The organism is Clostridium sp. E02 (assembly GCF_003833015.1).
Taxonomy (GTDB): domain Bacteria; phylum Bacillota; class Clostridia; order Lachnospirales; family Lachnospiraceae; genus Lacrimispora.
On sequence record NZ_RJLQ01000029.1, the window covers coordinates 1 to 21,626 of the forward strand.

Annotated in this window: 17 protein-coding genes; 14 read left to right on the forward strand and 3 right to left on the reverse strand. The window is 40.5% G+C overall.

The annotated features are described in order from the left end of the window. Positions 1 to 139 precede the first annotated feature (139 nt). From EFT72_RS17425 to EFT72_RS17455, 7 genes are all read left to right on the forward strand, one after another. Positions 140 to 622 (forward strand): Lrp/AsnC family transcriptional regulator, encoded by a 483-nt coding sequence (locus EFT72_RS17425; RefSeq protein ID WP_124068192.1) that lies wholly within the window; start codon positions 140 to 142, stop codon positions 620 to 622. Continuing rightward, positions 619 to 1,788 carry an aminotransferase class I/II-fold pyridoxal phosphate-dependent enzyme gene (locus tag EFT72_RS17430; protein WP_124068193.1) on the forward strand — a complete coding sequence of 390 codons (1,170 nt, stop codon included), beginning with the start codon at positions 619 to 621 and terminating at the stop codon, positions 1,786 to 1,788. Before EFT72_RS17425 ends, EFT72_RS17430 begins: the two co-directional genes overlap by 4 nt. Positions 1,789 to 1,792: 4 nt before the next feature. Further along, entirely contained in the window at positions 1,793 to 2,287 is a 495-nt protein-coding gene (trmL, locus tag EFT72_RS17435) for a tRNA (uridine(34)/cytosine(34)/5-carboxymethylaminomethyluridine(34)-2'-O)-methyltransferase TrmL (RefSeq protein ID WP_124068194.1), read from the forward strand. A 299-nt stretch (positions 2,288 to 2,586) separates the two neighbouring features. Further along, positions 2,587 to 3,729 (forward strand): multiple monosaccharide ABC transporter substrate-binding protein, encoded by a 1,143-nt coding sequence (gene chvE / locus EFT72_RS17440; RefSeq protein WP_124068195.1) that lies wholly within the window; start codon positions 2,587 to 2,589, stop codon positions 3,727 to 3,729. Positions 3,730 to 3,811: 82 nt separating this feature from the next. Then, positions 3,812 to 5,362, forward strand: a complete 1,551-nt coding sequence (gene mmsA, locus EFT72_RS17445; RefSeq protein ID WP_124068196.1) for a multiple monosaccharide ABC transporter ATP-binding protein — start codon at positions 3,812 to 3,814, stop codon at positions 5,360 to 5,362. Continuing rightward, complete coding sequence (mmsB, locus tag EFT72_RS17450; RefSeq protein WP_243110054.1) at positions 5,362 to 6,528, forward strand: multiple monosaccharide ABC transporter permease; 1,167 nt, start codon at positions 5,362 to 5,364, stop codon at positions 6,526 to 6,528. The genes mmsA and mmsB overlap by 1 nt, the downstream gene beginning before the upstream one ends. A 155-nt stretch (positions 6,529 to 6,683) precedes the next feature. After that, complete coding sequence (locus tag EFT72_RS17455) at positions 6,684 to 8,045, forward strand: PhoH family protein (RefSeq protein WP_124068198.1); 1,362 nt, start codon at positions 6,684 to 6,686, stop codon at positions 8,043 to 8,045. Positions 8,046 to 8,281: 236 nt separating this feature from the next. Here EFT72_RS17455 and EFT72_RS17460 read toward each other — a convergent pair whose 3' ends face one another. Next, a complete protein-coding gene (locus EFT72_RS17460; RefSeq protein WP_124068199.1) occupies positions 8,282 to 9,688 on the reverse strand; it encodes a HAMP domain-containing sensor histidine kinase in 1,407 nt (468 codons plus the stop codon). 406 nt (positions 9,689 to 10,094) lie between these two features. Between EFT72_RS17460 and EFT72_RS17465 the strand changes: the two genes are divergently transcribed. Next, positions 10,095 to 10,580: a sigma-70 family RNA polymerase sigma factor gene (locus tag EFT72_RS17465; RefSeq protein WP_124068200.1), complete on the forward strand. Its 486-nt coding sequence runs from the start codon at positions 10,095 to 10,097 to the stop codon at positions 10,578 to 10,580. Continuing rightward, on the forward strand, positions 10,577 to 11,356 hold the full coding sequence (locus EFT72_RS17470; protein ID WP_124068201.1) for a zf-HC2 domain-containing protein: 780 nt from the start codon (positions 10,577 to 10,579) through the stop codon (positions 11,354 to 11,356). The genes EFT72_RS17465 and EFT72_RS17470 overlap by 4 nt, the downstream gene beginning before the upstream one ends. A 94-nt stretch (positions 11,357 to 11,450) precedes the next feature. Here EFT72_RS17470 and EFT72_RS17475 read toward each other — a convergent pair whose 3' ends face one another. Then, positions 11,451 to 12,161: a response regulator transcription factor gene (locus EFT72_RS17475; protein WP_124068202.1), complete on the reverse strand. Its 711-nt coding sequence runs from the start codon at positions 12,159 to 12,161 to the stop codon at positions 11,451 to 11,453. Positions 12,162 to 12,176: 15 nt separating this feature from the next. Next, positions 12,177 to 14,570 carry an endonuclease MutS2 gene (locus EFT72_RS17480; RefSeq protein ID WP_124068203.1) on the reverse strand — a complete coding sequence of 798 codons (2,394 nt, stop codon included), beginning with the start codon at positions 14,568 to 14,570 and terminating at the stop codon, positions 12,177 to 12,179. Between the two features lie 296 nt (positions 14,571 to 14,866). On the opposite strand from EFT72_RS17480, the gene EFT72_RS17485 reads away from it, so the two are divergent. From EFT72_RS17485 to nagA, 5 genes are all read left to right on the forward strand, one after another. Further along, a complete protein-coding gene (locus tag EFT72_RS17485; RefSeq protein WP_124068204.1) occupies positions 14,867 to 16,177 on the forward strand; it encodes a trypsin-like peptidase domain-containing protein in 1,311 nt (436 codons plus the stop codon). A 48-nt stretch (positions 16,178 to 16,225) separates the two neighbouring features. Then, the gene (locus EFT72_RS17490; protein WP_124068205.1) at positions 16,226 to 17,170 is read left to right on the forward strand and encodes an HD domain-containing protein; all 945 of its coding nucleotides are present in this window, start codon (positions 16,226 to 16,228) and stop codon (positions 17,168 to 17,170) included. Positions 17,171 to 17,410: 240 nt separating this feature from the next. After that, positions 17,411 to 18,124: a response regulator transcription factor gene (locus EFT72_RS17495; protein ID WP_124068206.1), complete on the forward strand. Its 714-nt coding sequence runs from the start codon at positions 17,411 to 17,413 to the stop codon at positions 18,122 to 18,124. Then, on the forward strand, positions 18,096 to 20,306 hold the full coding sequence (locus EFT72_RS17500; RefSeq protein ID WP_124068207.1) for a HAMP domain-containing sensor histidine kinase: 2,211 nt from the start codon (positions 18,096 to 18,098) through the stop codon (positions 20,304 to 20,306). The genes EFT72_RS17495 and EFT72_RS17500 overlap by 29 nt, the downstream gene beginning before the upstream one ends. Before the next feature lie 104 nt (positions 20,307 to 20,410). After that, positions 20,411 to 21,562: an N-acetylglucosamine-6-phosphate deacetylase gene (nagA, locus tag EFT72_RS17505; RefSeq protein WP_124068208.1), complete on the forward strand. Its 1,152-nt coding sequence runs from the start codon at positions 20,411 to 20,413 to the stop codon at positions 21,560 to 21,562. Positions 21,563 to 21,626: the final 64 nt, after the last annotated feature.

The window sequence follows — 21,626 nt, forward strand, 5'->3', positions numbered from 1 at the left end:
CAGGGAACCGTCAGACATGGTAATTAAGAAATAGTAACTTCTGATTAAGGGTGAAGCCTTATTCAGTTACAGAATAAAAAGATGTTAGTAAGATATAAGCCTCATTGGCTATATCATTATTATACAAGGAGGGAAGGATATGAGAGAAAAGATACTGTCAATCATGGAAAAAAACAGCAGAATCGATTTAAAGGAACTTGCAATTTTATTGGGAGAGAATGAGGCGGCTGTTGCCAATGAGATCGCTGAGATGGAAAAGGAACATATTATCTGTGGATATCATACTCTGATTAACTGGGATCATACAAGCGATGAAAAGGTAATGGCTCTGATTGAAGTAAAAGTTACACCTCAGCGGGGAATGGGATTTGATAAGATTGCGGAGCGAATATATCAGTACAGTGAGGTGAATGCAGTTTACTTAATGTCAGGTGCCTTTGACTTTACCGTTTTTATCGAGGGAAAAACCATGAGACAAGTGGCACAGTTTGTTTCAGATAAACTTTCCCCCATGGATTCGGTATTAAGTACGGCGACACATTTTGTCTTAAAAAAATACAAAGATCACGGCACTGTTCTTGCAGAAGAAGAGCCGGATGAAAGGATGTTGATTACACCGTGAGAAATCCATTGTCTGACCGGATCACAGGAATCCCATCCTCAGGGATCCGTAAATTTTTTGATATCGTCAGTGAGATGAAAGATGCGATTTCACTGGGGGTTGGGGAACCTGATTTTAACACTCCATGGCATATTAGGGAAGAAGGAATCTATTCTTTGGAAAAAGGGCGAACCTTTTATACCTCGAATGCAGGGTTAAAAGAATTGAAAGTAGAAATTTGCAATTATTTAAACCGGCGATTTGAAATTATCTATGATGCAGATCATGAGGTCATGGTGACGGTTGGTGGAAGCGAAGCCATCGATATTGCCCTTCGGGCGATGTTGGATCCGGGTGATGAAGTCCTCATACCCCAACCAAGTTATGTTTCCTATGTTCCCTGTACCATTCTCGCAAATGGAACGCCAGTTATTATAGAGTTAGAGGCAAAAGATGAATTTAAGCTGACACCGGAAAAACTACTGGAGAAGATAACGGATAAAACGAAAGTATTAATCCTTCCGTTTCCCAACAATCCCACAGGTGCGGTGATGAATGCCAGGGAACTGGAGGAGATTGTAAAAATTGTTGTGGAAAAAGACCTCTTTGTCCTATCCGATGAGATTTATGCGGAACTGACTTATGAAGGGAATCACACCACGATTGCAGCATTTCCAGGAATGAAAGATCGGACGGTCTTAATCAATGGATTTTCAAAATCATATGCCATGACGGGCTGGCGACTTGGATATGCAGCTGCCCCAAGAGTCATACTAGAGCAGATGCTAAAGATCCATCAGTTTGCAATTATGTGTGCACCTACAACCAGCCAATACGCTGCAATTAAAGCATTGCAGGATGGAGATTGCGAGGTGGAATCCATGCGGGAATCCTATAACCAGAGGCGTCGGTATCTGATGCATTCTTTTCAGGAGATGGGACTAGAATGTTTTGAACCTCACGGAGCCTTCTATACATTTCCAAGCATCAAGCGTTTTTCCATGACCTCTGATGAGTTTGCTACCCGTCTTTTGATGGAGGAAAAAGTGGCAGTTGTCCCTGGAACCGCATTTGGTGACTGCGGAGAAGGATACCTTCGAATTTCCTATGCGTATTCCCTTAAGAGTTTAAAAGAAGCATTAGGTCGTATGGAACGCTTTGTTAAGAAACTGGACGGAAAGGTGTAAAAACATGAACATCGTATTACTAGAACCGGAGATGCCTGCAAACACAGGCAATATTGGCAGAACTTGTGTGGCTACGGATACAAAACTGCACCTGATTGAACCATTGGGATTTCGGCTGAATGATAAATTGATCAAACGGGCAGGGCTTGATTACTGGGATAAGCTTGATGTTACGGTATACAGCGATTATGAAGATTTTTTAAATCGGAACCCAGGTGCTAAGATTTTTATGGCAACGACGAAGGGACTTCATGTTTACTCTGAGGTAACTTATGATCCCGACTGCTTTTTGATGTTTGGAAAAGAGAGTGGGGGAATTCCCGAAGAGATCCTTTTAGACAATCAAGAACATTGCATTCGAATTCCTATGTGGGGAGACATACGATCCTTAAATTTATCAAATTCAGTCTCCGTTGTGTTATACGAAGCATTGCGGCAGAATGGATTTGAACAGATGAAAATGCAAGGAGAACTTCATACGCTTCATTGGAAAGAATAAGAAAAGAAAAAAAAGGCATGACTGCGAACGGTTGCAGCCATGCTTTTTTTGTGCAAATTTTTGCTGATAATAAAAAAGTGTAAAATACATATTGACAAACTCTTGATAAAAATATATATTGAATGTAATATAAATTTTGGTGAAAAATAACAAAAAATACATAGGATACCCTTTAAAAAACGACAAAATGACGATAAAATCGATGAAAATTCGACAAAGCGTGACATGGTAAGAGGAATACAAATTTGCCTATAATGCAAATTGTATATATAAAATATACCATAGGAGGGTATTTATTTATGAAACGAAGGTTACTTGGATTTTTTTTATGTGGGATTCTGGCAGTGACATCTTTAGCAGGGTGTAGTACGAGGAAAGCTAACATCACGACTGGAGCAGTTGCAGAGACCACCTTGGAGGGAACAAAAAAGAGTGATACAGAAGGCAGTGGAGGGAAAGTAGGAGTTGCTATGCCCACTCAGTCTTCGGAGCGGTGGATCAATGACGGAGCCAATATGAAAAAACAGTTGGAATCCCTTGGGTATGAAGTGGATTTACAGTATGCAGAAGATGATGTTCAGATGCAGGTATCCCAAATTGAAAACATGATTGCTTCCGGTGTGAACTGTCTGGTGATTGCATCCATTGATTCTGGTGCACTGGTAAATGTAGAGGAACAGGCAAAGAATGCAGGAATCCCCATTGTTGCATATGATCGTCTTTTGATGGATACGGATGCAGTATCTTATTACGCCACTTTTGATAATAAAGGCGTGGGTACTGCCATTGGTGATTATATCAAAGAGACCAAACAACTGGACAAGGCAAAAGAGGAAGGGAAATCCTATACCATTGAATTTTTTATGGGATCACCGGATGATAACAACGCACTGTTTTTGTACGATGGAATGATGGAAGTGTTAAAGCCCTATTTGGATGATGGAACGCTTGTATGTGAATCTGGGCGTACCTCCTTTGAAGATAGCTGTATTTTACGCTGGTCACAGGAGACAGCACAGCAAAACTGTGAGAATTATTTAACTGGTTTTTATGCAGACAAGAAGTTGGATATTTGTGCAACTGCATTTGACGGGTTTGCTTATGGTTGCAAAGCAGCTCTTGAGGGGGCTGGATATCAGATTGGAGTGGACTGGCCACTGATAACCGGTCAAGATGCGGATCTAATGGCAACAAAGAATATTATATCTGGTTATCAGACCATGTCCATCTATAAAGATACCCGCTTGTTGGCAGAAAAATGCGTTACCATGGTTCAGGCGGTTTTAGAGGGTTCCAAGCCTGAGATTAACGATTCCACCCAGTATAACAATGGGAAAATCGTTGTTCCTTCGTATTTGTGTACGCCCATTGCCGTGGATAAGGACAATTATGAGACCATTATTATAGATGGAGGTTACTATACGAAAGAACAGCTGGAATAGTAATTCATGTGATGAAACCGGCGGTGGCATAGAGCTGCCGCCGATTTGTTGTAAAGGATAAAAGAGAAAGGGAGTTTAAACCATGTCCGATTATATCCTGGAAATGAATCACATTACCAAAGAATTTTATGGGATCAAAGCTTTAGACGATGTAAATATTAAGATAAAGCCTTGTAAGATTCATGCTCTTTGCGGGGAAAATGGAGCCGGAAAATCAACGTTAATGAATGTGCTTTCTGGGGTCTATCCCTATGGAACCTACAGTGGTGACATTATTTATAAGGGAAGTTTATGTCAGTTTCATAACATTAAGCAAAGTGAAGCAAAAGGCATTGTTATCATTCATCAGGAATTGGCTTTAAGCCCTTATCTGTCTGTGGCAGAGAATGTATTTCTTGGAAATGAACAGAGGGATAAGTACGGGGTAATAGACTGGACGAAAACCCATAATCGTGCGCAGGAAATGCTTGCGAAGGTTGGACTTATGAATGAAGATTTAAATGCACCCGTTAACAGCCTTGGAGTTGGCAAACAACAGCTTATTGAGATTGCAAGAGCGATGACGAAAAAAGTGGAACTCTTAATTCTCGATGAACCAACGGCGGCTTTAAATGATGAGGAAAGTAGATGTCTTTTAAATCTTATGCTGGATTTAAAAAAGAATGGAATTACTTGTATTATGATTTCTCATAAACTAGGAGAAATCAGTTATGCAGCTGATTCCATAACCGTAATCCGGGACGGGAAAACCATAGAAACCATAGAAAAGGATAAGGAGGGAATTAGTGAGGATCGAATCATCAAAGGTATGGTAGGAAGAGAACTGAAAAACCGCTATCCAAAACGGAACCATAAAATCGGGAAACAGATCTTTTCGGTGGAGCACTGGAATGTATTTCATCCAGATGATGCGGCCCGCCAGGTAATCAAAGATATTTCCTTCCATGTCGGGGCAGGAGAGGTCGTAGGATTTGCAGGGCTTATGGGTGCGGGAAGAACAGAACTTGCTATGAGCGTATTTGGCAGGTCTTACGGTCAGAAAATTAGTGGGACCGTAAGAATAAACGGAAAACAGGTATTAATTAAAAATGTGAAAGATGCAATCAACAACAAGCTGGCCTATGTATCAGAAGATAGAAAAAGCTATGGTCTCATACTGATTGACAGCGTTAGGGGAAACATGACTCTCGCAGCTCTTTCTAAGTTTTTTTCTAAAAAGGGAGTGGTAAAAAGTAATGATGAAATCATTGCAGCGGAACAATACCGAAAGAAAATTAACGTTAAAACCAGTTCTGTAAATCAGAATGTTAGTTCTCTATCTGGAGGGAATCAGCAGAAAGTGGTTCTTGCAAAATGGATGCTCACTCAGCCAGATGTACTGATTCTCGATGAGCCAACCCGAGGAATTGATATTGGTGCGAAATATGAAATCTATTCCATCATCAATGAACTGGCGAAAGCTGGAAAAGCAATTGTTGTTATTTCTTCTGAACTTCAGGAGGTCATGGGTACCTGTGACCGGATCTACATTATCAATGAAGGTCATATCTGCGGTGAGGTTACCAGTCAGGAAGCTTCTCAAGAAAACATCATGAGATGTATTATGGAAGATAACAGAAAGGAAGGGCATTGATGGAGAAAAAGACGGTAAATATTAACATGAAGCAGTATGGTATGGTTTTGGCTTTGATTGCAGTATTTCTCATATTTTCTGTAATGACAGGTGGGAAAAACATGTCACCGGCGAACATGAATAATTTAATTATGCAAAACAGTTACATTGTGATTCTGGCTGTTGGTATGCTTTTGTGTGTGCTCACTGGAAACATTGATCTTGGAGTCGGATCCATTGTAGCAGTCTGCGGTGCTGTTGTGGGCATCATGATTGTGGACTACAAAACCAGCATATGGGTTGCTATTTTAGCAGCAATAGGGATTGGCACACTCTCTGGTATGTTTGTCGGATTTTTTGTCTCCAAACTCTCAATCCCTCCTTTTATTGTTACTTTAGCTACGATGCTAATGGGGAGGGGGCTTACTTATACTTTGTTAAAGGCTCAAACAAAAGGACCTTTGCCGACTGAATATACTTACATAGGGGCAGGCTTTTTGCCCACACATAAAGTGCCTTTTGGAAATGGAACTTTAGACCTTGTATCCGTAGGAGTTGCGATTCTTGCCGTCATTTTAATTATCACCCTAGAGATAAGGAGTATTCATATTAAGAAAAAATATGAGTTTCCGATTAATCCTTTGTGGCAGACGGTGGGGAAAGTGGGAGTGATTCTTCTAATCATATGTTTCTTCTTTTACAAACTAGCTAGGTACAATGGAATTCCCTTTGTACTTGTGGTTATGGGGGTTTTGGTTGCAGTCTATCAGTTTATGACTGCAAAAACCGTAGCAGGAAGACAAATTTATGCATTGGGAGGCAATGCAAAAGCCGCAAGATTGTCTGGAATTAATACGAAAAAGGTATTTTTTTGGGTCTATACCAACATGGGGATTTTATGTGCGGTTGCAGGAATCGTCCTTTCTGCCCGGAATGCATCGGCGACCCCGAAGGCTGGGGATCAATTTGAGCTGGATGCCATTGCCGCCTGCTACATCGGAGGAGCAGCAACTACAGGAGGAATCGGAACCATTATTGGTGCCGTCGTCGGAGCATTTATCATGGGGATTTTAAATAATGGAATGTCTTTATATGGCTGGTCTACGGATATCCAAAAAATCCTAAAAGGTGCCGTGCTGCTTGGTGCGGTCACCATTGACTTATTGTCGAAGCGAAAAAATAATTAAATGTATAAAAAATCTCAGGACTGGACGAAGTTTCCAGTCCTATTTCATGGTTTTTACCTATTGTTTACAAAAAAATGGTTACATGTGCTTCAATTGGCAGATATAATAAACAATACAGGAACTTAGTTTCTGAAATTAAAAAAGGAGTCCGTTAAATGATTAAAACCTATGTGGTAGACACGAACGTACTGATTCAGGCCCCTTATGCACTTAATTGCTTTGATGATAATCTAGTTGTACTTCCAGTTGTTGTTTTGGAAGAACTGGATAATCTAAAAAAAGCAGAAGGTGAAAAAGGAGCCAATGCAAGAAAGGCGATTCGATTTTTGGAACAGCTTCGTCATAAAGGGGACTTATTGGAAGGAGTGGAGCTGGAACATGGAGGAACCCTTAGGATTGAGAAAAATTTTGTTGATGTATTGCTGCCCCCTGATCTTCCGGATGAGAAAATGGATAACCGGATACTAAAAGTGTGCAAAGGCTTGGGGGGAGAGGTAATCCTGGTAACCAAAGATATTCTGCTTCGTATCAAAGCGCAGATCATTGGAATACCGGCGGAAGATTTCACAACGGAACAGGTTTCAGAAGGTGAGGAGCAATATATAGGAAGAATTGACATTTATGCTCCGGAAGAGGGCTTTAAAGAGTTTAAGAAGAAGGGGATTGCAATCGAAAAAGTCTACATAACCAATGCTTCTGGTGATAAAACCACCCCTGAGTTAAATGAAAATCAGTTTGTGATCTTAAAGGCGGATCAGTCCTCTAAAAAAACAGTTCTAGGCCGTGTCAAAGGGGAAAGGATTGTTCCACTGGAATATTTAAAGTGCAAACCCTACGGTGTCACACCAAGGAATGCAGGCCAGTATTTTATTCAAGAAGCTTTGATGCAGCCATCGGATGTGGCTCCCCTTGTCATCATAAAAGGAGTGGCAGGGACTGCAAAGACTTTTTATTCCCTGGCTGTGGGATTGGAAAAATTGATGAATGCGCCGGCAGGAGAATATCGCAGGATTTTAGTATGCCGTCCCAATGCTCAGTTCGATTCAGACATTGGATTTCTTCCTGGAGATGAACAAGAGAAAATTTCCCCTCTGATGCGTCCGTTAATTGACAATCTGGAACAGCTCATTGATTCTAACGAAGAAAAGCGTTATGAAGATGAAGAGGAGCTTGCGGGAAAAATTGAGGAAATCTTTGAGAGAGGACTGATCAAAACAGAAGCTCTGACTTTTATCAGAGGGCGGTCCGTGGTAAAGACTTATTTGATCATCGATGAAGCACAGAACATGACACCAAATCAGGTGAAGGGAATCATAACCCGCGCCGGAGAAGGAACCAAGATAGTATTACTGGGAGATCCCAATCAGATTGATCGTCCATTTCTAGATGAACGAACCAATGGACTCAGCTATGCTTCCGAACATATGAAGGGAAGTTCCTTGTGCTGGCAGATTGCATTGCATGCAGAGGAATGTGAACGATCGGTGCTTGCTATGGATGCAGGAAAACGTCTGTAATAGGAATAAGAATAATGCTGCTTATTTATAATAACACGAACATTTATGAATTAGAATCAACTGTATTTGGATACTTTGCTATAGAATTTTTGTCTTTATTTTTACAGAATAAAGATTTGAAAAAAAACTGGCATTATCTTGTTCTTGGTCTTGCAATGGCAGTGTGTTTTATCGTTACCTTTACATTATATTTTAGATAATGAAACAAGGCTAGCCTTACTTAGGCTAGCCTCGATTTATAGACTGTTTGATTTTGGCAGACTGAATATAAATTCCGTTCCAACCTCCTCTGTACTAATCACGTCTATGTTTTCACCATGGGACTGGATGATCTCCCGGACAATGGCAAGTCCAAGCCCCGTGCCTTTTTTGTCTTTTCCTCTGGATAGATCTGTTTTATAGAAACGTTCCCAGATTTTCTTTAAACTATCTTTTGGAATGCCAATTCCCGTGTCTTTGATGGAGACAAAGATCTTCTCATACTTTAACGATGCCTGTATGTAGATGGTAGAATCTTCAGGGCTGAATTTGATGGCATTATCAATGATATTGTAAAGTACCTGTTGGATTTTTCCTAGATCTGCATAAACCATCTGAATGGTATCAGAAAACGTCACTTCAAATGTAATACCTTTCTCACTGCAAGTTCCTTCAAAGGAAGCGGCGGTATCCTTGATCACCCGGTTGATGTCAAAGTTAGTCCGATTTAGATATCCTTTGCAGTCCAAAGAGTTTAAGGTGAGCATTCCCTGGGTGAGCTTGTTTAACCGTTCTGTTTCAGAAATGACCCTTTTTAAATATTTGTCTGACATATCAGACGAAATGGTTCCATCTAAAATTGCTTCCAAATACCCTTTTATAGAAGTTAAAGGAGACCGAAAATCATGGGAGATATTGGCAATAAACGTTTTTTGGTATTCTTCCATCTTATTTAACTCATCAGACATGTAATTTAAAGTTGCGGCTAGATATCCCATCTCATCCTGTGTGTTAACTGAAATATGATGGTTTAAGTTACCCTGGGCGTATTCATTGGCTCCTGCGGTGATCTTTTTCAATGGAAAATACACATTTTTGGTAAAAACAAGAAGGATGATCAGAGAAAGAGCGAATACCACCCCGGCGGTAAGGTAAATAATATTGAGTATGCCTTCTCGTTCTGCCCGTAGGTAGGATAAGGGCAGATGGATCACCACGTATCCGTAGGTGGTATAATTCCCAGTAATGGGTGCATGAACACTTAAAACATCATATGGAAACTCATGGTAGTAATCGCCGATGGCATAGGATTTATTTCCCATAATGGTAGGATCAAAGTTTGCAATCAGATCGCCAACCTTACCTGGCTGCTGGCTGTCGGACACGATCTTACCCTGGCGGTCCACAATCCAGATTTGGGAATGGAGGTACTGGGCTTCTTTTACAAGCTCAGGATAAGAAGAGGAAAGATTCATCTCCTTGCCATGGTACATACTGCTGTAGGAGGAAGCAATCTGATTGGCTTCCCCGTAAAGGCTCTCTGAGTTCTCTCGAAGCAGATACATATCCGTAATCTTAGAAGAAAATGTAGCTATGGTAAAAAAACCCAGAAGGCCAAAGAGTAAGTAACCCATGATAAATTTGTAATACAAAGAATGTGTCATCTTTCGTCTCACCTCGAATCTATAACGTTTTATATAAGTTACGCTAAATTTTATATGCTTAATAAATTGTGTATCCAATGCATCTAGTATACAACATTTTAATATTTATGTCATTCCCTAAATCAATATTATGCCTTATACTAATATAGTGGAAATTATATGTAAATATTAATTTCATAGATGTATTAATGAATGAGGGGCGACTTGGCAATTTACCATGGTTTCCTGTAGCTCTAGCTTGCTGTTGTTTTGGCCGATTAATCCTTTTAAGTTTGATTAAAATAGCGATGTATTAGATTATACGTATAAAAATATTGGATTTTTAAAATATTATGAATTTATCTGTAACGAAACTTGTTTTTTTCGGATATATGGATGAGAATAAAAATGACTGGAGGAAGCTGCCTTGGATGAAATTGAAAGGGCCTACACGCAGCATGCAAAGGAAGTATATAAATACTTATTGAGTCTATCACATAATGAAGATTTGTCAGAAGATCTAACACAAGAAACATTTTTTCGTGCTATGCGTACAATAGGAAATTACAACGGAAGTTGTAAAGTGGTTGTATGGCTTTGTCAAATAGCTAAGCACCTTTGGTATCAATGGCTGGAAAAAAATTCGCGGTGGAAGCAAGTTGAACTTACGGATGAGGTACCTGGTTATGAAACTCCAGAGAAGTCCACATTACTTCGGATGGACAAAGTAACCTTATATAGGGCGATTCACTCGTTGCCGGAACCGATGCGTGAGTTGGTACATATGCGATTAACTGGTGAGTTTACATTTGCTGAGATTGGGGGGATTTTAGGTAAGAGCGAAAATTGGGCTCGTACCACGTACTATCGATCCAAACAAAAAATGATGAATGAAATGGAGGGGGTTAAATGAAATGTCATATTATTAAAGATCTGTTATCCAATTACATTGATGGATTAACCAGTGAGGATACTGATAACGAAATAAGAGAGCACCTTGAAAGTTGCGAGGATTGTCATACCTATTATGAAGAAATGTCGGCAGTTATTAGCAATGAGATACCGCCAGAAGAAAAAAACATTGATTTTCTTAAAAAGTTAAAGTTAAAAATGTTGCGTAAGAATGTTATAGTTGCTCTTATGACCTGTATCGTTGTATTAGGTGGTCTAATTATTTTCGCAAATAAATACGAATTACTACTCCCATACGATTCAAACCGCATGTCAGTGGAATTATCTCCTAGTGAGATCATAACAAATGAGGAGGGTAAAATTATATGGAAAAAATTGGATCAATCCACCTCCGGAGATATCAAACAAAAGGATTCTGAAGACACAATTAATGTTGTTTTGAAAGTTTATCGGGGAATTTCTCGAATTTCGGAAAATTCTATTGGCAGAAATGTTAACCGTAATGGAAAGAATGTTAGAGTTGTTTACTACTGCTATGCTAAAACACTATGGACTAGCTTGTTCTTTGATTCAGACCTTGCGAATTACAGTGAAAGTGGTAGCACTACTGGCACAGACACATATGGCGAAAGATATCAAAGTGCGGATTATAAGCCGCAGAGGATAGAGATTTATTATTTACCGGTTAGAAATCTAGATAGACTTGATAATCTTACAGATGAAGAATTTGACAAGCAGAAAGATAAGGGAACATTGGTATGGAATGGAGTTGCCTAATTGGATTTTATGCATCGGAGACAAAAAACTGTATAAATGAGAAAAATGGAGTTAGGGCTTACTTCCTAACTCCGTTTTGTCTATAGATTTTTATCTATCGTCTCACCTCGAATTTATATCCAATTCCCCAAACAGTCGTCAATGCCCAGCTTCCGTGATCCTTGATCTTTTCCCGAAGCCGTTTGATGTGGACATCAACGGTCCTGGTATCTCCAATGTATTCATACCCCCAGATGTGGTCTAAAAGCTGTTCTCTTGTAAATACCTGATTGGGAGAGGAACCAAGGAAATATAAAAGTTCCAGTTCTTTGGGAGGCATTTCAATGGAATGCCCCATATAGATCACAGAATAATTGGTCAGGTTAACAATCAGATCCGGATATTCCACATAATCTCCCTGCTGGTCCGTGTGGGCGGCCGTTTGGGCTGGAGCCGATTGATATCGTCTTAGGACTGCTTTTACTCTTGCCACCAGTTCCTTGGAATCAAATGGTTTGATCATGTAGTCGTCAGCACCTAGTTCCAGACCGAGAACCTTATCAAACACTTCGCCCTTTGCGGATAGCATAATGATGGGGATCTGGGAACTGGAGCGTATTTCCCGGCATACCTGATAGCCGTCGATACCAGGTAGCATTAAGTCTAGTAATACCAGATTGGGCTTAAATTCTGGAAAGACTCTAAGTGCCTGTTCCCCATCTCCTACAATCTCTGTTTCGTAGCATTCTTTTAGTAGGTATAGAGATATTAGTTCTGCGATGTTACTGTCATCATCTACGATCAAAATCCGCTGTTTCTCTGCCATAATGGGTCCCCCTCTTTATTTGAATGATACTATGGTTACACCGGAATCTCCTTCACCAAAGACCCCTAGCCGGAATTCCTTTACATATTTTAATTTCTTTACATGCTTATGGACGGCATTCTTTAAAGCCCCGGTTCCCCGACCATGGACCACGCGAACTTGTGGAAGATGAGCCAGGTAGGCATCATCTAAATATTTGTCTAATTGAGGAATGGCTTCGTCTGTGGTCATTCCGATGAGATTAATCTCCGGTGAAATGGATAAAGTTTTAGAGATCCGTGGGGAGCTAACTGCATCTCCTTTCCTTTTGGAACCAGATGAAAGGGAGGGACCGGTTATGGTATCTTCTTGAAGCAGTTCAAGATCCGATATATGGATCAGAGAACGTAAGATTCCCATCTGAACGTATAAATCTCCTTTTGCATTGGGGAGTGTACTTACCGTTCCGTTTAGATTCATACTCAATACCCGGACTCCAGTTCCTAGTTTCAATTTCTTTGGATCGATCTGTTTGCCAGGTTTTTGTTTCTCTTTTCTTAAGCTCGGAGAGGAGTCTACATCTTTTATTTTCTTCCTCAGACGGCTGCGCTCGGCTTCCAGTTCCTTATTTAGACCAGAATCAGCAGCCAGTTTATTAATCTGACGGATGGTTTTATCTGCGGTATCTTTGGCATCTTGTAGAATACTTTGAGCCTCACTCTTTGCATCTAAAAGCATCTTATCTTGTCTTTCTTTCAGGCGTTCTTCTTTCTGCGTCAAACTGGCTCTTAGCTGTTCTACTTCCCGCTTATACGATTCGATTTCCATTCGCTCTTTTTCGATTGTGATCCGGTTCTTTTCTAAGTGGGTCAAAAGATCTTCAAATGATTCATCTTTAGACTCTAGATGGGTTTTTGCATCTTCAATGATATAATCTGGCAACCCAAGCTTTTGGGAGATCGCAAAGGCATTACTTTTTCCCGGTATTCCAATTAAAAGGCGGTACGTGGGCTTTAACGTCTCTACATCAAATTCACAGCAGGCATTTTCAATTCCGTCTGTTGTTAAGGCAAAGACCTTTAATTCACTGTAATGTGTGGTAGCCATGGTGCGGCATTTCATATTGTGCAAAAAGGACAAGATGGAGATGGCAAGTGCAGCCCCCTCGGTGGGGTCAGTACCAGCTCCTAACTCATCAAACAGGCATAAAGAATGACTATCAGCCTGATTAAGAATATTCACTAAATTGGTCATATGAGAGGAGAAGGTGCTAAGACTCTGTTCAATGCTCTGCTCATCGCCGATGTCTGCAAATACTTCTTCAAATACAGCAAGTTCGGAACCATCAAAAGCCGGAATGTGAAGGCCCGATTGTCCCATTAAGGTGAATAATCCCACTGTCTTTAAAGAGACGGTCTTTCCCCCAGTATTTGGTCCGGTTACAATGAGCAGATCAAAATCCTTGCCTAAATGTATGGTCAAAGGAACTGCTTTTTGCCGGTCCAAAAGTGGATGCCGTCCATCTTTTATATGAATCCTATATTCGGTATTAAAGAGAGGTTGAGAGGCATCGTAAAGCTTGGAAAGAGACGCTTTTGCAAATATAAAATCCAGTTGAGTCAGGGTGAGAAAGTCTTGGTCTAGTTCTTCGATATAGGGCACAAGTTGATTGCTTAAATCAGCAAGAACCATTTCAATTTCCTTTTGCTCCTGAATCTCCAAAGTTCTCAGTTCGTTGTTCAGCTTTATAATAGCCATAGGTTCGATAAAAAGCGTGGAACCAGTAGAAGACTGGTCATGAACCATACCTGCGACCTGGGATTTATATTCTGATTTTACTGGGAGACAGTATCGGTTATCTCGCATGGTGATTACGGCATCCTGAAGATAGGTACGGTTGGAATTTAAGATTGAGCTTAACTGCGTGTGAATTTTGTCATTGATCTGCCGCATGGAACGTCTTACGTGACGAAGTCCCGGACTGGCATCATCGCTAACCTCATCTTCGGAAATGATGCAGCGTTTTATTTCAGTATTAACGGGTGTAAGTGGTTCTAATACCCGAAAGAACTCTTCCAGAGAATCATCTGGAAATTCTGAGTCTTCATGTCGCCCATATGCTTTTACACGGGCAGAAACGGTAAGGAGAGAACGAATGGCGAGGATCTCTAGTATCCCTAAGGAACTTCCCACTTCCAACCGTTTTAAAGAGGGACGAATGTCCTTTATCCCCCCAAAAGAGATCCCCCCTTTTTGCCGTACTCTTGTAACGGCATCGGTGGTTTCTTTCTGGCTGTTGACTATCTCGCAAAAATCAGTGGAAGGGACCAATTTTCGGCACAACTCCTTGCCGGACTCACAAGTGGCAAATTCAGTTAGTTGTGCTATTATTTTATAATATTCTAAAGTGTTCAATGATTTTTGATTCATCTGTTATACCTTATTATTTCTACTTTCTATGAAATATTTGATCTGTGACCGAATCTATTCCTATGATGTTGGGATCGGTTACAGTATAGCATAAGTGAGACAAAAACTGCAATCCTCTGCTTGCTTTTCCTGTCCAATTGTAACAATATTTATAATGTTTCTAATCATTTTTTATTTATACAGGATGTAAAACGTTTTTTTGTCTCTCATTTCTCTCTTAATTCATAGGTTTTTCTTGCATAAAACAGGGAAGAACCTTATAATAGTACTTAGGTCTTCTGCAAAGGAGGGTAAGTATGCCGGGAAATAACGAGCCTGATGATAAAAAGGTGGAGCCCCGCCAGTTTATCAATGAAAAGATAGTAAGACAGCCCATGTCAAAAAGGGATATGTTAAAGAGATCTCTGGGTCTATTGATGACTGCAGTTATTTTCGGTGTGGTTGCGGCAGTTACATTTGTCATATCAAGACCGGTAGCTGAGCGTTTCTTTATCGGGGAGACGACCGGAGAGTTAACTCCGGTGACCATTCCAAAGGATGATCCTGAAGCCTCAACTTCTGCGGCTGAGACAAATACAACTGAGACTGAGACAGAACCCATCGAAGATTTGTTAAAATCCGCTATGGAAAAGTATCCATTTTCCGTAGACGATTTGAATGCATTGTATGGAAGCTTAAAAACGGTAGTCCAAAAAGCGGACAAGGGAATTGTAACGGTACATTCCGTTAAGACTCAAAAGGACTGGTTTAATAATCCGGTGGAAAATTCCGGACTTTATACTGGCATCATTACGGCATCTGCCAATCAGGAACTTCTGGTACTGACACCCGAAGGGGCCGTGGAAGATGCGGAAGCCATTCGAGTGGTATTTTCAGATGGAACCGAAGTACAAGGAACCATTAAGCAGACAGATAAGCTATCGGGGATGGCAATTGTAAGCGTTTCTACGAAAAATTTAAGCAAAACATTATTAGAAGAGGTTACTGCCATAGAACTAGGGAATTCCTATTCCGTCAAGCAGGGAGATCTAGTCGTTGCAATTGGCGGTCCGTCTGGAATGGTTCATTCCACTGGATACGGATTTATCTCTTATATCACGAAGAATGTTCAGATCACCGACGGGATTACCCGGATACTCTATTCAGATGTAAAGGGCAATGCAGGAACTGGAACCTTTCTTATGAATACATCCGGTCAAATTATCGGCTGGGTGACCGATGAGTTTAAGAGTGAAGGCAGCAAAGACATGACAGCAGCCATGGCGATCTCTGATTATAAGAGTATATTAGAGAAGATGAGCAATGGGGATGCGTTTCCCTATTTTGGAATCAAAGGCCAGGAAGTGACCGCAGTCATGAATGGAACGGGCTTACCTCTTGGTGTCTATGTGGTAGAGGTAAAACCAGACAGTCCTGCATATAACGCAGGCATTCAGTCCGGAGATATTATTACTTCGATGGGAGATGAAACCATCGTCACCATGAAGGATTTTCGGATGGTACTTGAAAAATCTGCTCCTTTAGAAGGAATTCCTGTGACTGTATCCCGCAATGGAAGGGATGAATACAAAAAGCTACATTATCAGGTAATCATAGGAGCCAGGTAAATCTTCCTGGCTTCCTTATTGTCTGTTTATAGAATATGGAGGAATAGAATGAGATATATTGAATCATTCCGAGAAGGAATGCATGTTTCTGATGTGTATCTGTGCAAAAACAAACAGATCTGCCTGACAAAATCAGGAAAAGAATACGGGAATTTAGTGCTTCAGGATAAGACAGGAACCATTGATGCAAAGATATGGGATTTAGGCTCTCCAGGTATCGGCAATTTTGAGTCTCTTGATTATGTTTACATAGATGCAGACGTAACCGTGTTCCAAAATTCCAATCAATTAAATTTAAAGCGTGTTCGGAACGCGGAAGAAGGAGAATATATCCCAGGTGATTACCTTCCAGTCTCGACAAAAGACATCGGATTGATGTTTGAAGAACTCCTTGGATTTATCGAGACCATAAAAAATCAATATCTGCGAAGACTGGCAGAAAGTTTTTTTAAAGATGACCCTGCGTTTCAGAAGGCATTTCGTTTTCATTCAGCAGCCAAAAGCGTCCATCATGGGTTTGTAGGAGGACTTTTAGAGCACACCTTGAGTGTCGTAAAGCTGTGTGATTATTATGCTGCATACTATCCCATGATAAATCGGGATTTGCTTTTGACAGCGGCTATGTTTCATGATATCGGTAAGACCATAGAACTTTCCACATTTCCAGAAAACGATTATACTGATGATGGACAGTTGTTAGGGCATATTATGATAGGAACTGAGATGATAGGCGATAGAATCCGCACCATAGAAGGTTTCCCTGAAAAGGTAGCCACCGAATTAAAACATTGCATTCTTGCCCATCATGGAGAACTAGCATACGGGTCTCCTAAAAAACCTGCTTTGATTGAAGCATTGGCTCTCAACTTTGCAGACAATACCGATGCGAAGATGGAGACTATGATTGAGATATTAAAAGGGGCAGGAGATAATACTGGCTGGTTGGGATATCACCGACTTTTGGAAACGAATATAAGGAAGACAACAGAGTAGAATAAAAAGGTGCATTTGGGAAACGATTTCTCCAAGGCACCTTTTTTAATTGAATCGGAAATTGGCCTGTCTTGTAAAACTCTTGTGCCAGGAATAAAATTTAGAAATTCTTACGCTTTCTCTGTTCTTCAAATTAAGATACACCTTTTATTCTTAGGTTAGAGAAAAATCATAGAAAAAATGGTATGATATGGATGTTTGTTAAATCGACGGTTTATAGCAAAGGTAAGGAGAGAATATATGGAAGTAAATCGCATCTTATTGGTAGAAGATGACAAAGAAATCAGACAGGGAGTGGAAATTTACTTAAAAAGTCAAGGGTACCAAGTATTTCAGGCAGCAGATGGAATCGAAGGACTTAAAATTCTTGAGCAGGAAGAGATCCATCTGGCGATTGTTGACGTGATGATGCCTCGCATGGACGGAATTACAATGACGGTTAAATTAAGAGAAAAATATGATTTTCCAGTTATCATTTTGTCTGCAAAAACAGAGGAAGTGGATAAAATAATGGGCCTAAACATCGGTGCTGACGATTACGTTTCCAAGCCTTTTACACCCATGGAACTGCTTGCAAGGGTCAACTCTCAGCTTAGACGGTATAAAAAATTTGTGGATATGTTGGAAGAAAAAGAGCAGAAAGAAAAAAGCAATGTCTATGTCATCGGGGGATTGGAACTAAATGAGGATACAGTGGAAGTGCTGGTGGATGAAAAAACTGCAAGATTGACGCCCATTGAATTTAAAATTCTGGCACTTTTAATGAAAAATCCAGGAAGGGTTTTTTCGGCGGAAGAAATCTATGAACGGGTTTGGAATGAACGGGCGATTAATACAGATACCATTATGGTTCATGTAAGAAAAATCAGGGAAAAGATTGAGTTAAATCCAAAAGAACCAAAATATTTGAAGGTGGTGTGGGGAGTTGGATATAAAATTGAAAAACAGGCATAGGATCAGCATAGCACTGGCAGTGGCTGTTATCATTACAGCCTCCTTTATTATGGTGCGTCTTTACCCATATTTTGAAAATGAATCCGTTCGGGTTGAGGGGAATAGTTATGAGAATTACGATTTTCTAAGATCCATGGTCCAGGGAAATTATGTGCTGGCATTGGAGCAAGAACAATTAAAGCAAAATGGAGTATTCACTCCGTTTCGTTGTTTTTTTCCTTCAGCGGATGAAGAACTTAGGTCAAACAGTGAAGAAACGAAATCTGCTGAGGGTGAAACCGATGGGCTGGATGAAAATACAACTCGAAGCGAATATCTGCGGGATCTTCGTCAGGGAATTGTACGGGAATATGAACGCTGGAACCGGAGATTTGCAGGAATAAGGAATTACATGGATTATCAGGTAATCGATGAGGCGGGGAATGTTTTATCAGGCCAAAAAGGAGATGGACTGATTCCAAACAAACAGGGGTATGTGTTTCAGGCGGTACTACATTATGATGATGCCGGCAGACTTGATGTAGAGGCGATTCAGGGGGAGAATCCCTCTAGACTGATCAATGCCATTCATCAGGTAGGGGATATGGATCCCATGGAACAGTATTATCAGGAATCCTTTCTTTATGAATTGGGACTAAAGTTTCAACCTCCAAAGAGCGTAACGTTTGCTTATGGAATGACAGAAAAACAGGCCGCTGCTTATGAGATGTCGGTGGAGAGTCAGTACGGAGATAATAATGTTTCAGAGAGTGTGATTAAAATCTTTTTAGGGCTGGCGTGTGGGGTTGGGATTATCGCTTTAATTTTCTCTTGTTTTGATGTAACATTGCCTGATTACAGTCGAATGCTAAGAGTTCCGTTTGAATTGGTAATGGGGATTTTATGTGGAGGAGTTGCATTTGGGACTGGACTCACAGGTCTTGTGGCAAATACCAATCAGGGCGAGATTTTAAATGGATTGCTTCGAGCCAACTTTCTTCCCGGAGTGGCAACTACGATGGAACGAATCTGGAATCTTTTTTGGTGGTCGATGCCTTTTCTGATTGTTTATTGGTCGGTCGTGTGTCTGCGTGATGTGTTCCGAATCGGACTGGTTCGGTATTTTAAAGAAAGGACACTTCTGGGACTTTTTTGGCAATGGTTAAATCAAATTTGTATTAAACTGTATCACTATTTGTTCCGAATGGATTTAAACCGGCACTCCAATCGGGCCATATTTAAGATAGTAGCCATACAATTTATATTGATTGCAATTATAAGTGGTCTTTGGTTTTTTCGAATGGGGGCTTTATTCCTTTATTCCGTGTTGCTTTTCTTTCTCATTCGAAAATATTATTTGGAATGGGGAAATCGGTATCGGATCCTATTAAAAGCGACCAGACAAATCGCAGAAGGGAATCTAGAGGTTGCAATCGAGGAAGATTTAAATGTGTTTGAACCGTTTAAGAAAGAGATTCAAAAGATTCAAAGCGGGTTTAAAGTGGCTGTAGATGAAGAGGTAAAGAGCCAGAAATTAAAAACAGATTTAATTAGCAATATGTCTCACGATTTAAAAACACCTTTAACAGCAATTATTACGTATGTAAATCTACTAAAAGACGACCAAGTTACGCCAGAACAGCGAAAAGCTTACGTGGATATTTTAGAACAGAAATCCATGCGATTAAAATCTCTGATCGAAGACCTGTTTGAAATCAGTAAGGCAAGCAGCAATAATGTGACTCTTAACATGGAAAATGTAGACATTGTAAGTTTACTAAAAGAAGTGAGTTTTGAAATCAGTGATAAAATAGAAGAATCCACCATAGATTTTCGTTGGAATCTTCCCGATGAGAAAATAGTACTCCCCCTAGACGGGCAGAAGACCTACCGGATTTTTGATAATCTACTGACCAATATCATAAAGTATGGAATGCCGAATACCAGAGCTTACATTGATATGAAAAAGGAAGAAGACTTTGTGACCATTACCTTAAAGAATGTATCTGCCGCTGAACTTACATTTCAACCTGATGACATTACAGAACGGTTTGCAAGAGGGGATCAGTCTCGGAATACAGAAGGGTCGGGACTGGGGCTTGCCATTGCTAAAAGCTTTGTGGAACTACAAAATGGAAAGCTGTTTGTTGAACTAGAAGCCGATTTATTTCGTGTAAGCATTCGCTGGCCCGTTCCGGAATAAAAATAATTTTCATAAACGATTGTAAAAAGGAAACTTATTCTTTATACTAGAGGTAAGCATTGAAATGCCACTAGACAGATAAGAACCAGAAAAGGAGTACGATTATGATCATACAAAGCAAACGTATCTGGATTGCCGGACAGTTTATGAAAGCACAACTTAGAATCGAAGAGGGAATCATTCAGTCGGTCTATAATTATGGGGAAAAAAGGCCGGATCGGGATTTTGGAACACTACGAGTGGTTCCTGGATTTCTAGATATTCACACGCATGGAGCCTATGGATACGACACAAACGATGGGGAATCGTCTGGACTAAGGGATTGGGTGAGACGTATCCCTGAAGAAGGGGTGACCGCATTGCTGCCCACGACCATTACCCAGAAAACGGAGATCTTGAATCAGGCACTTCACCACGTAGCAACGGTCATGAAGGAAGGATATCAGGGAGCCGAAATCCTGGGGATTCATTTAGAAGGACCGTTTCTTAATATGAAATATAAGGGAGCACAGCCACAGGAGGCCATAGAACCTCCTTCCGTAACTCGGTTTAAAGACTATCAAAAGGCGGCAGAGGGAACAATTAAATATATTACACTGGCACCGGAGCTAGATAAGGGATATTCTCTTACTAGATACTGCAAAGAGAACGGAGTCGTTGTTAGTATGGGGCATTCGTCTGCAACGTATGAGCAGGCATTGTTCGCAGTTGCAAACGGGGTTACTTCCATGACACATGTATATAACGGTATGTCCCCATATCACCACCGGCAGCCAGGACTGGTGGGCACAGCACTCAGAGTTAAGGAATTGTATGGGGAGATCATTTGTGATGGTTGCCATAGCCATGTGGCAGCACTCAACAATTATTACATGGCAAAGGGAAGAAGTCATGCCATCATGGTCAGTGATTCCCTTCGCGCGAAAAACTGTCCGCCTGGAGAGGATTATGAGTTAGGTGGGCATGCGATTGAGATCAGAGAAGACGGACTGGCTTATCTAAAAGGAACGCAAACCATAGCTGGCAGTACCTTAAAGATAAATGATGGTTTAAGAATATTGGTGGAAGAGGCCATGGTACCTTTTGATTTTGCGCTTAATTCCTGCACGATAAATCCAGCAAGATGTCTGGGGATCGGAGATCGAAAGGGTCAGTTGACAGCTGGTTATGATGCAGATCTGGTGGTTCTTGGTGATCGGTATGAAGTGATTGAAACGTACTGCAAAGGGAAGAAATGCTGGGAAAATGAAAGATAATGGAATAAAAAAGAACAACAATATACAAAGTGCACAAAAATACAACGAGAAACTAGCTAGATAA

Coding starts and splice junctions, on each gene's coding strand:
- EFT72_RS17470 (WP_124068201.1), top strand. CDS start 10,577: ATGAAATGTCATATTATTAAAGATCTGTTATCCAATTACATTGATGGA.
- EFT72_RS17480 (WP_124068203.1), bottom strand. CDS start 14,570: ATGAATCAAAAATCATTGAACACTTTAGAATATTATAAAATAATAGCA.
- EFT72_RS17475 (WP_124068202.1), bottom strand. CDS start 12,161: ATGGCAGAGAAACAGCGGATTTTGATCGTAGATGATGACAGTAACATC.
- chvE (WP_124068195.1), top strand. CDS start 2,587: ATGAAACGAAGGTTACTTGGATTTTTTTTATGTGGGATTCTGGCAGTG.
- trmL (WP_124068194.1), top strand. CDS start 1,793: ATGAACATCGTATTACTAGAACCGGAGATGCCTGCAAACACAGGCAAT.
- mmsA (WP_124068196.1), top strand. CDS start 3,812: ATGTCCGATTATATCCTGGAAATGAATCACATTACCAAAGAATTTTAT.
- nagA (WP_124068208.1), top strand. CDS start 20,411: ATGATCATACAAAGCAAACGTATCTGGATTGCCGGACAGTTTATGAAA.
- EFT72_RS17455 (WP_124068198.1), top strand. CDS start 6,684: ATGATTAAAACCTATGTGGTAGACACGAACGTACTGATTCAGGCCCCT.
- EFT72_RS17485 (WP_124068204.1), top strand. CDS start 14,867: ATGCCGGGAAATAACGAGCCTGATGATAAAAAGGTGGAGCCCCGCCAG.
- EFT72_RS17490 (WP_124068205.1), top strand. CDS start 16,226: ATGAGATATATTGAATCATTCCGAGAAGGAATGCATGTTTCTGATGTG.
- EFT72_RS17425 (WP_124068192.1), top strand. CDS start 140: ATGAGAGAAAAGATACTGTCAATCATGGAAAAAAACAGCAGAATCGAT.
- EFT72_RS17495 (WP_124068206.1), top strand. CDS start 17,411: ATGGAAGTAAATCGCATCTTATTGGTAGAAGATGACAAAGAAATCAGA.
- mmsB (WP_243110054.1), top strand. CDS start 5,362: ATGGAGAAAAAGACGGTAAATATTAACATGAAGCAGTATGGTATGGTT.
- EFT72_RS17460 (WP_124068199.1), bottom strand. CDS start 9,688: ATGACACATTCTTTGTATTACAAATTTATCATGGGTTACTTACTCTTT.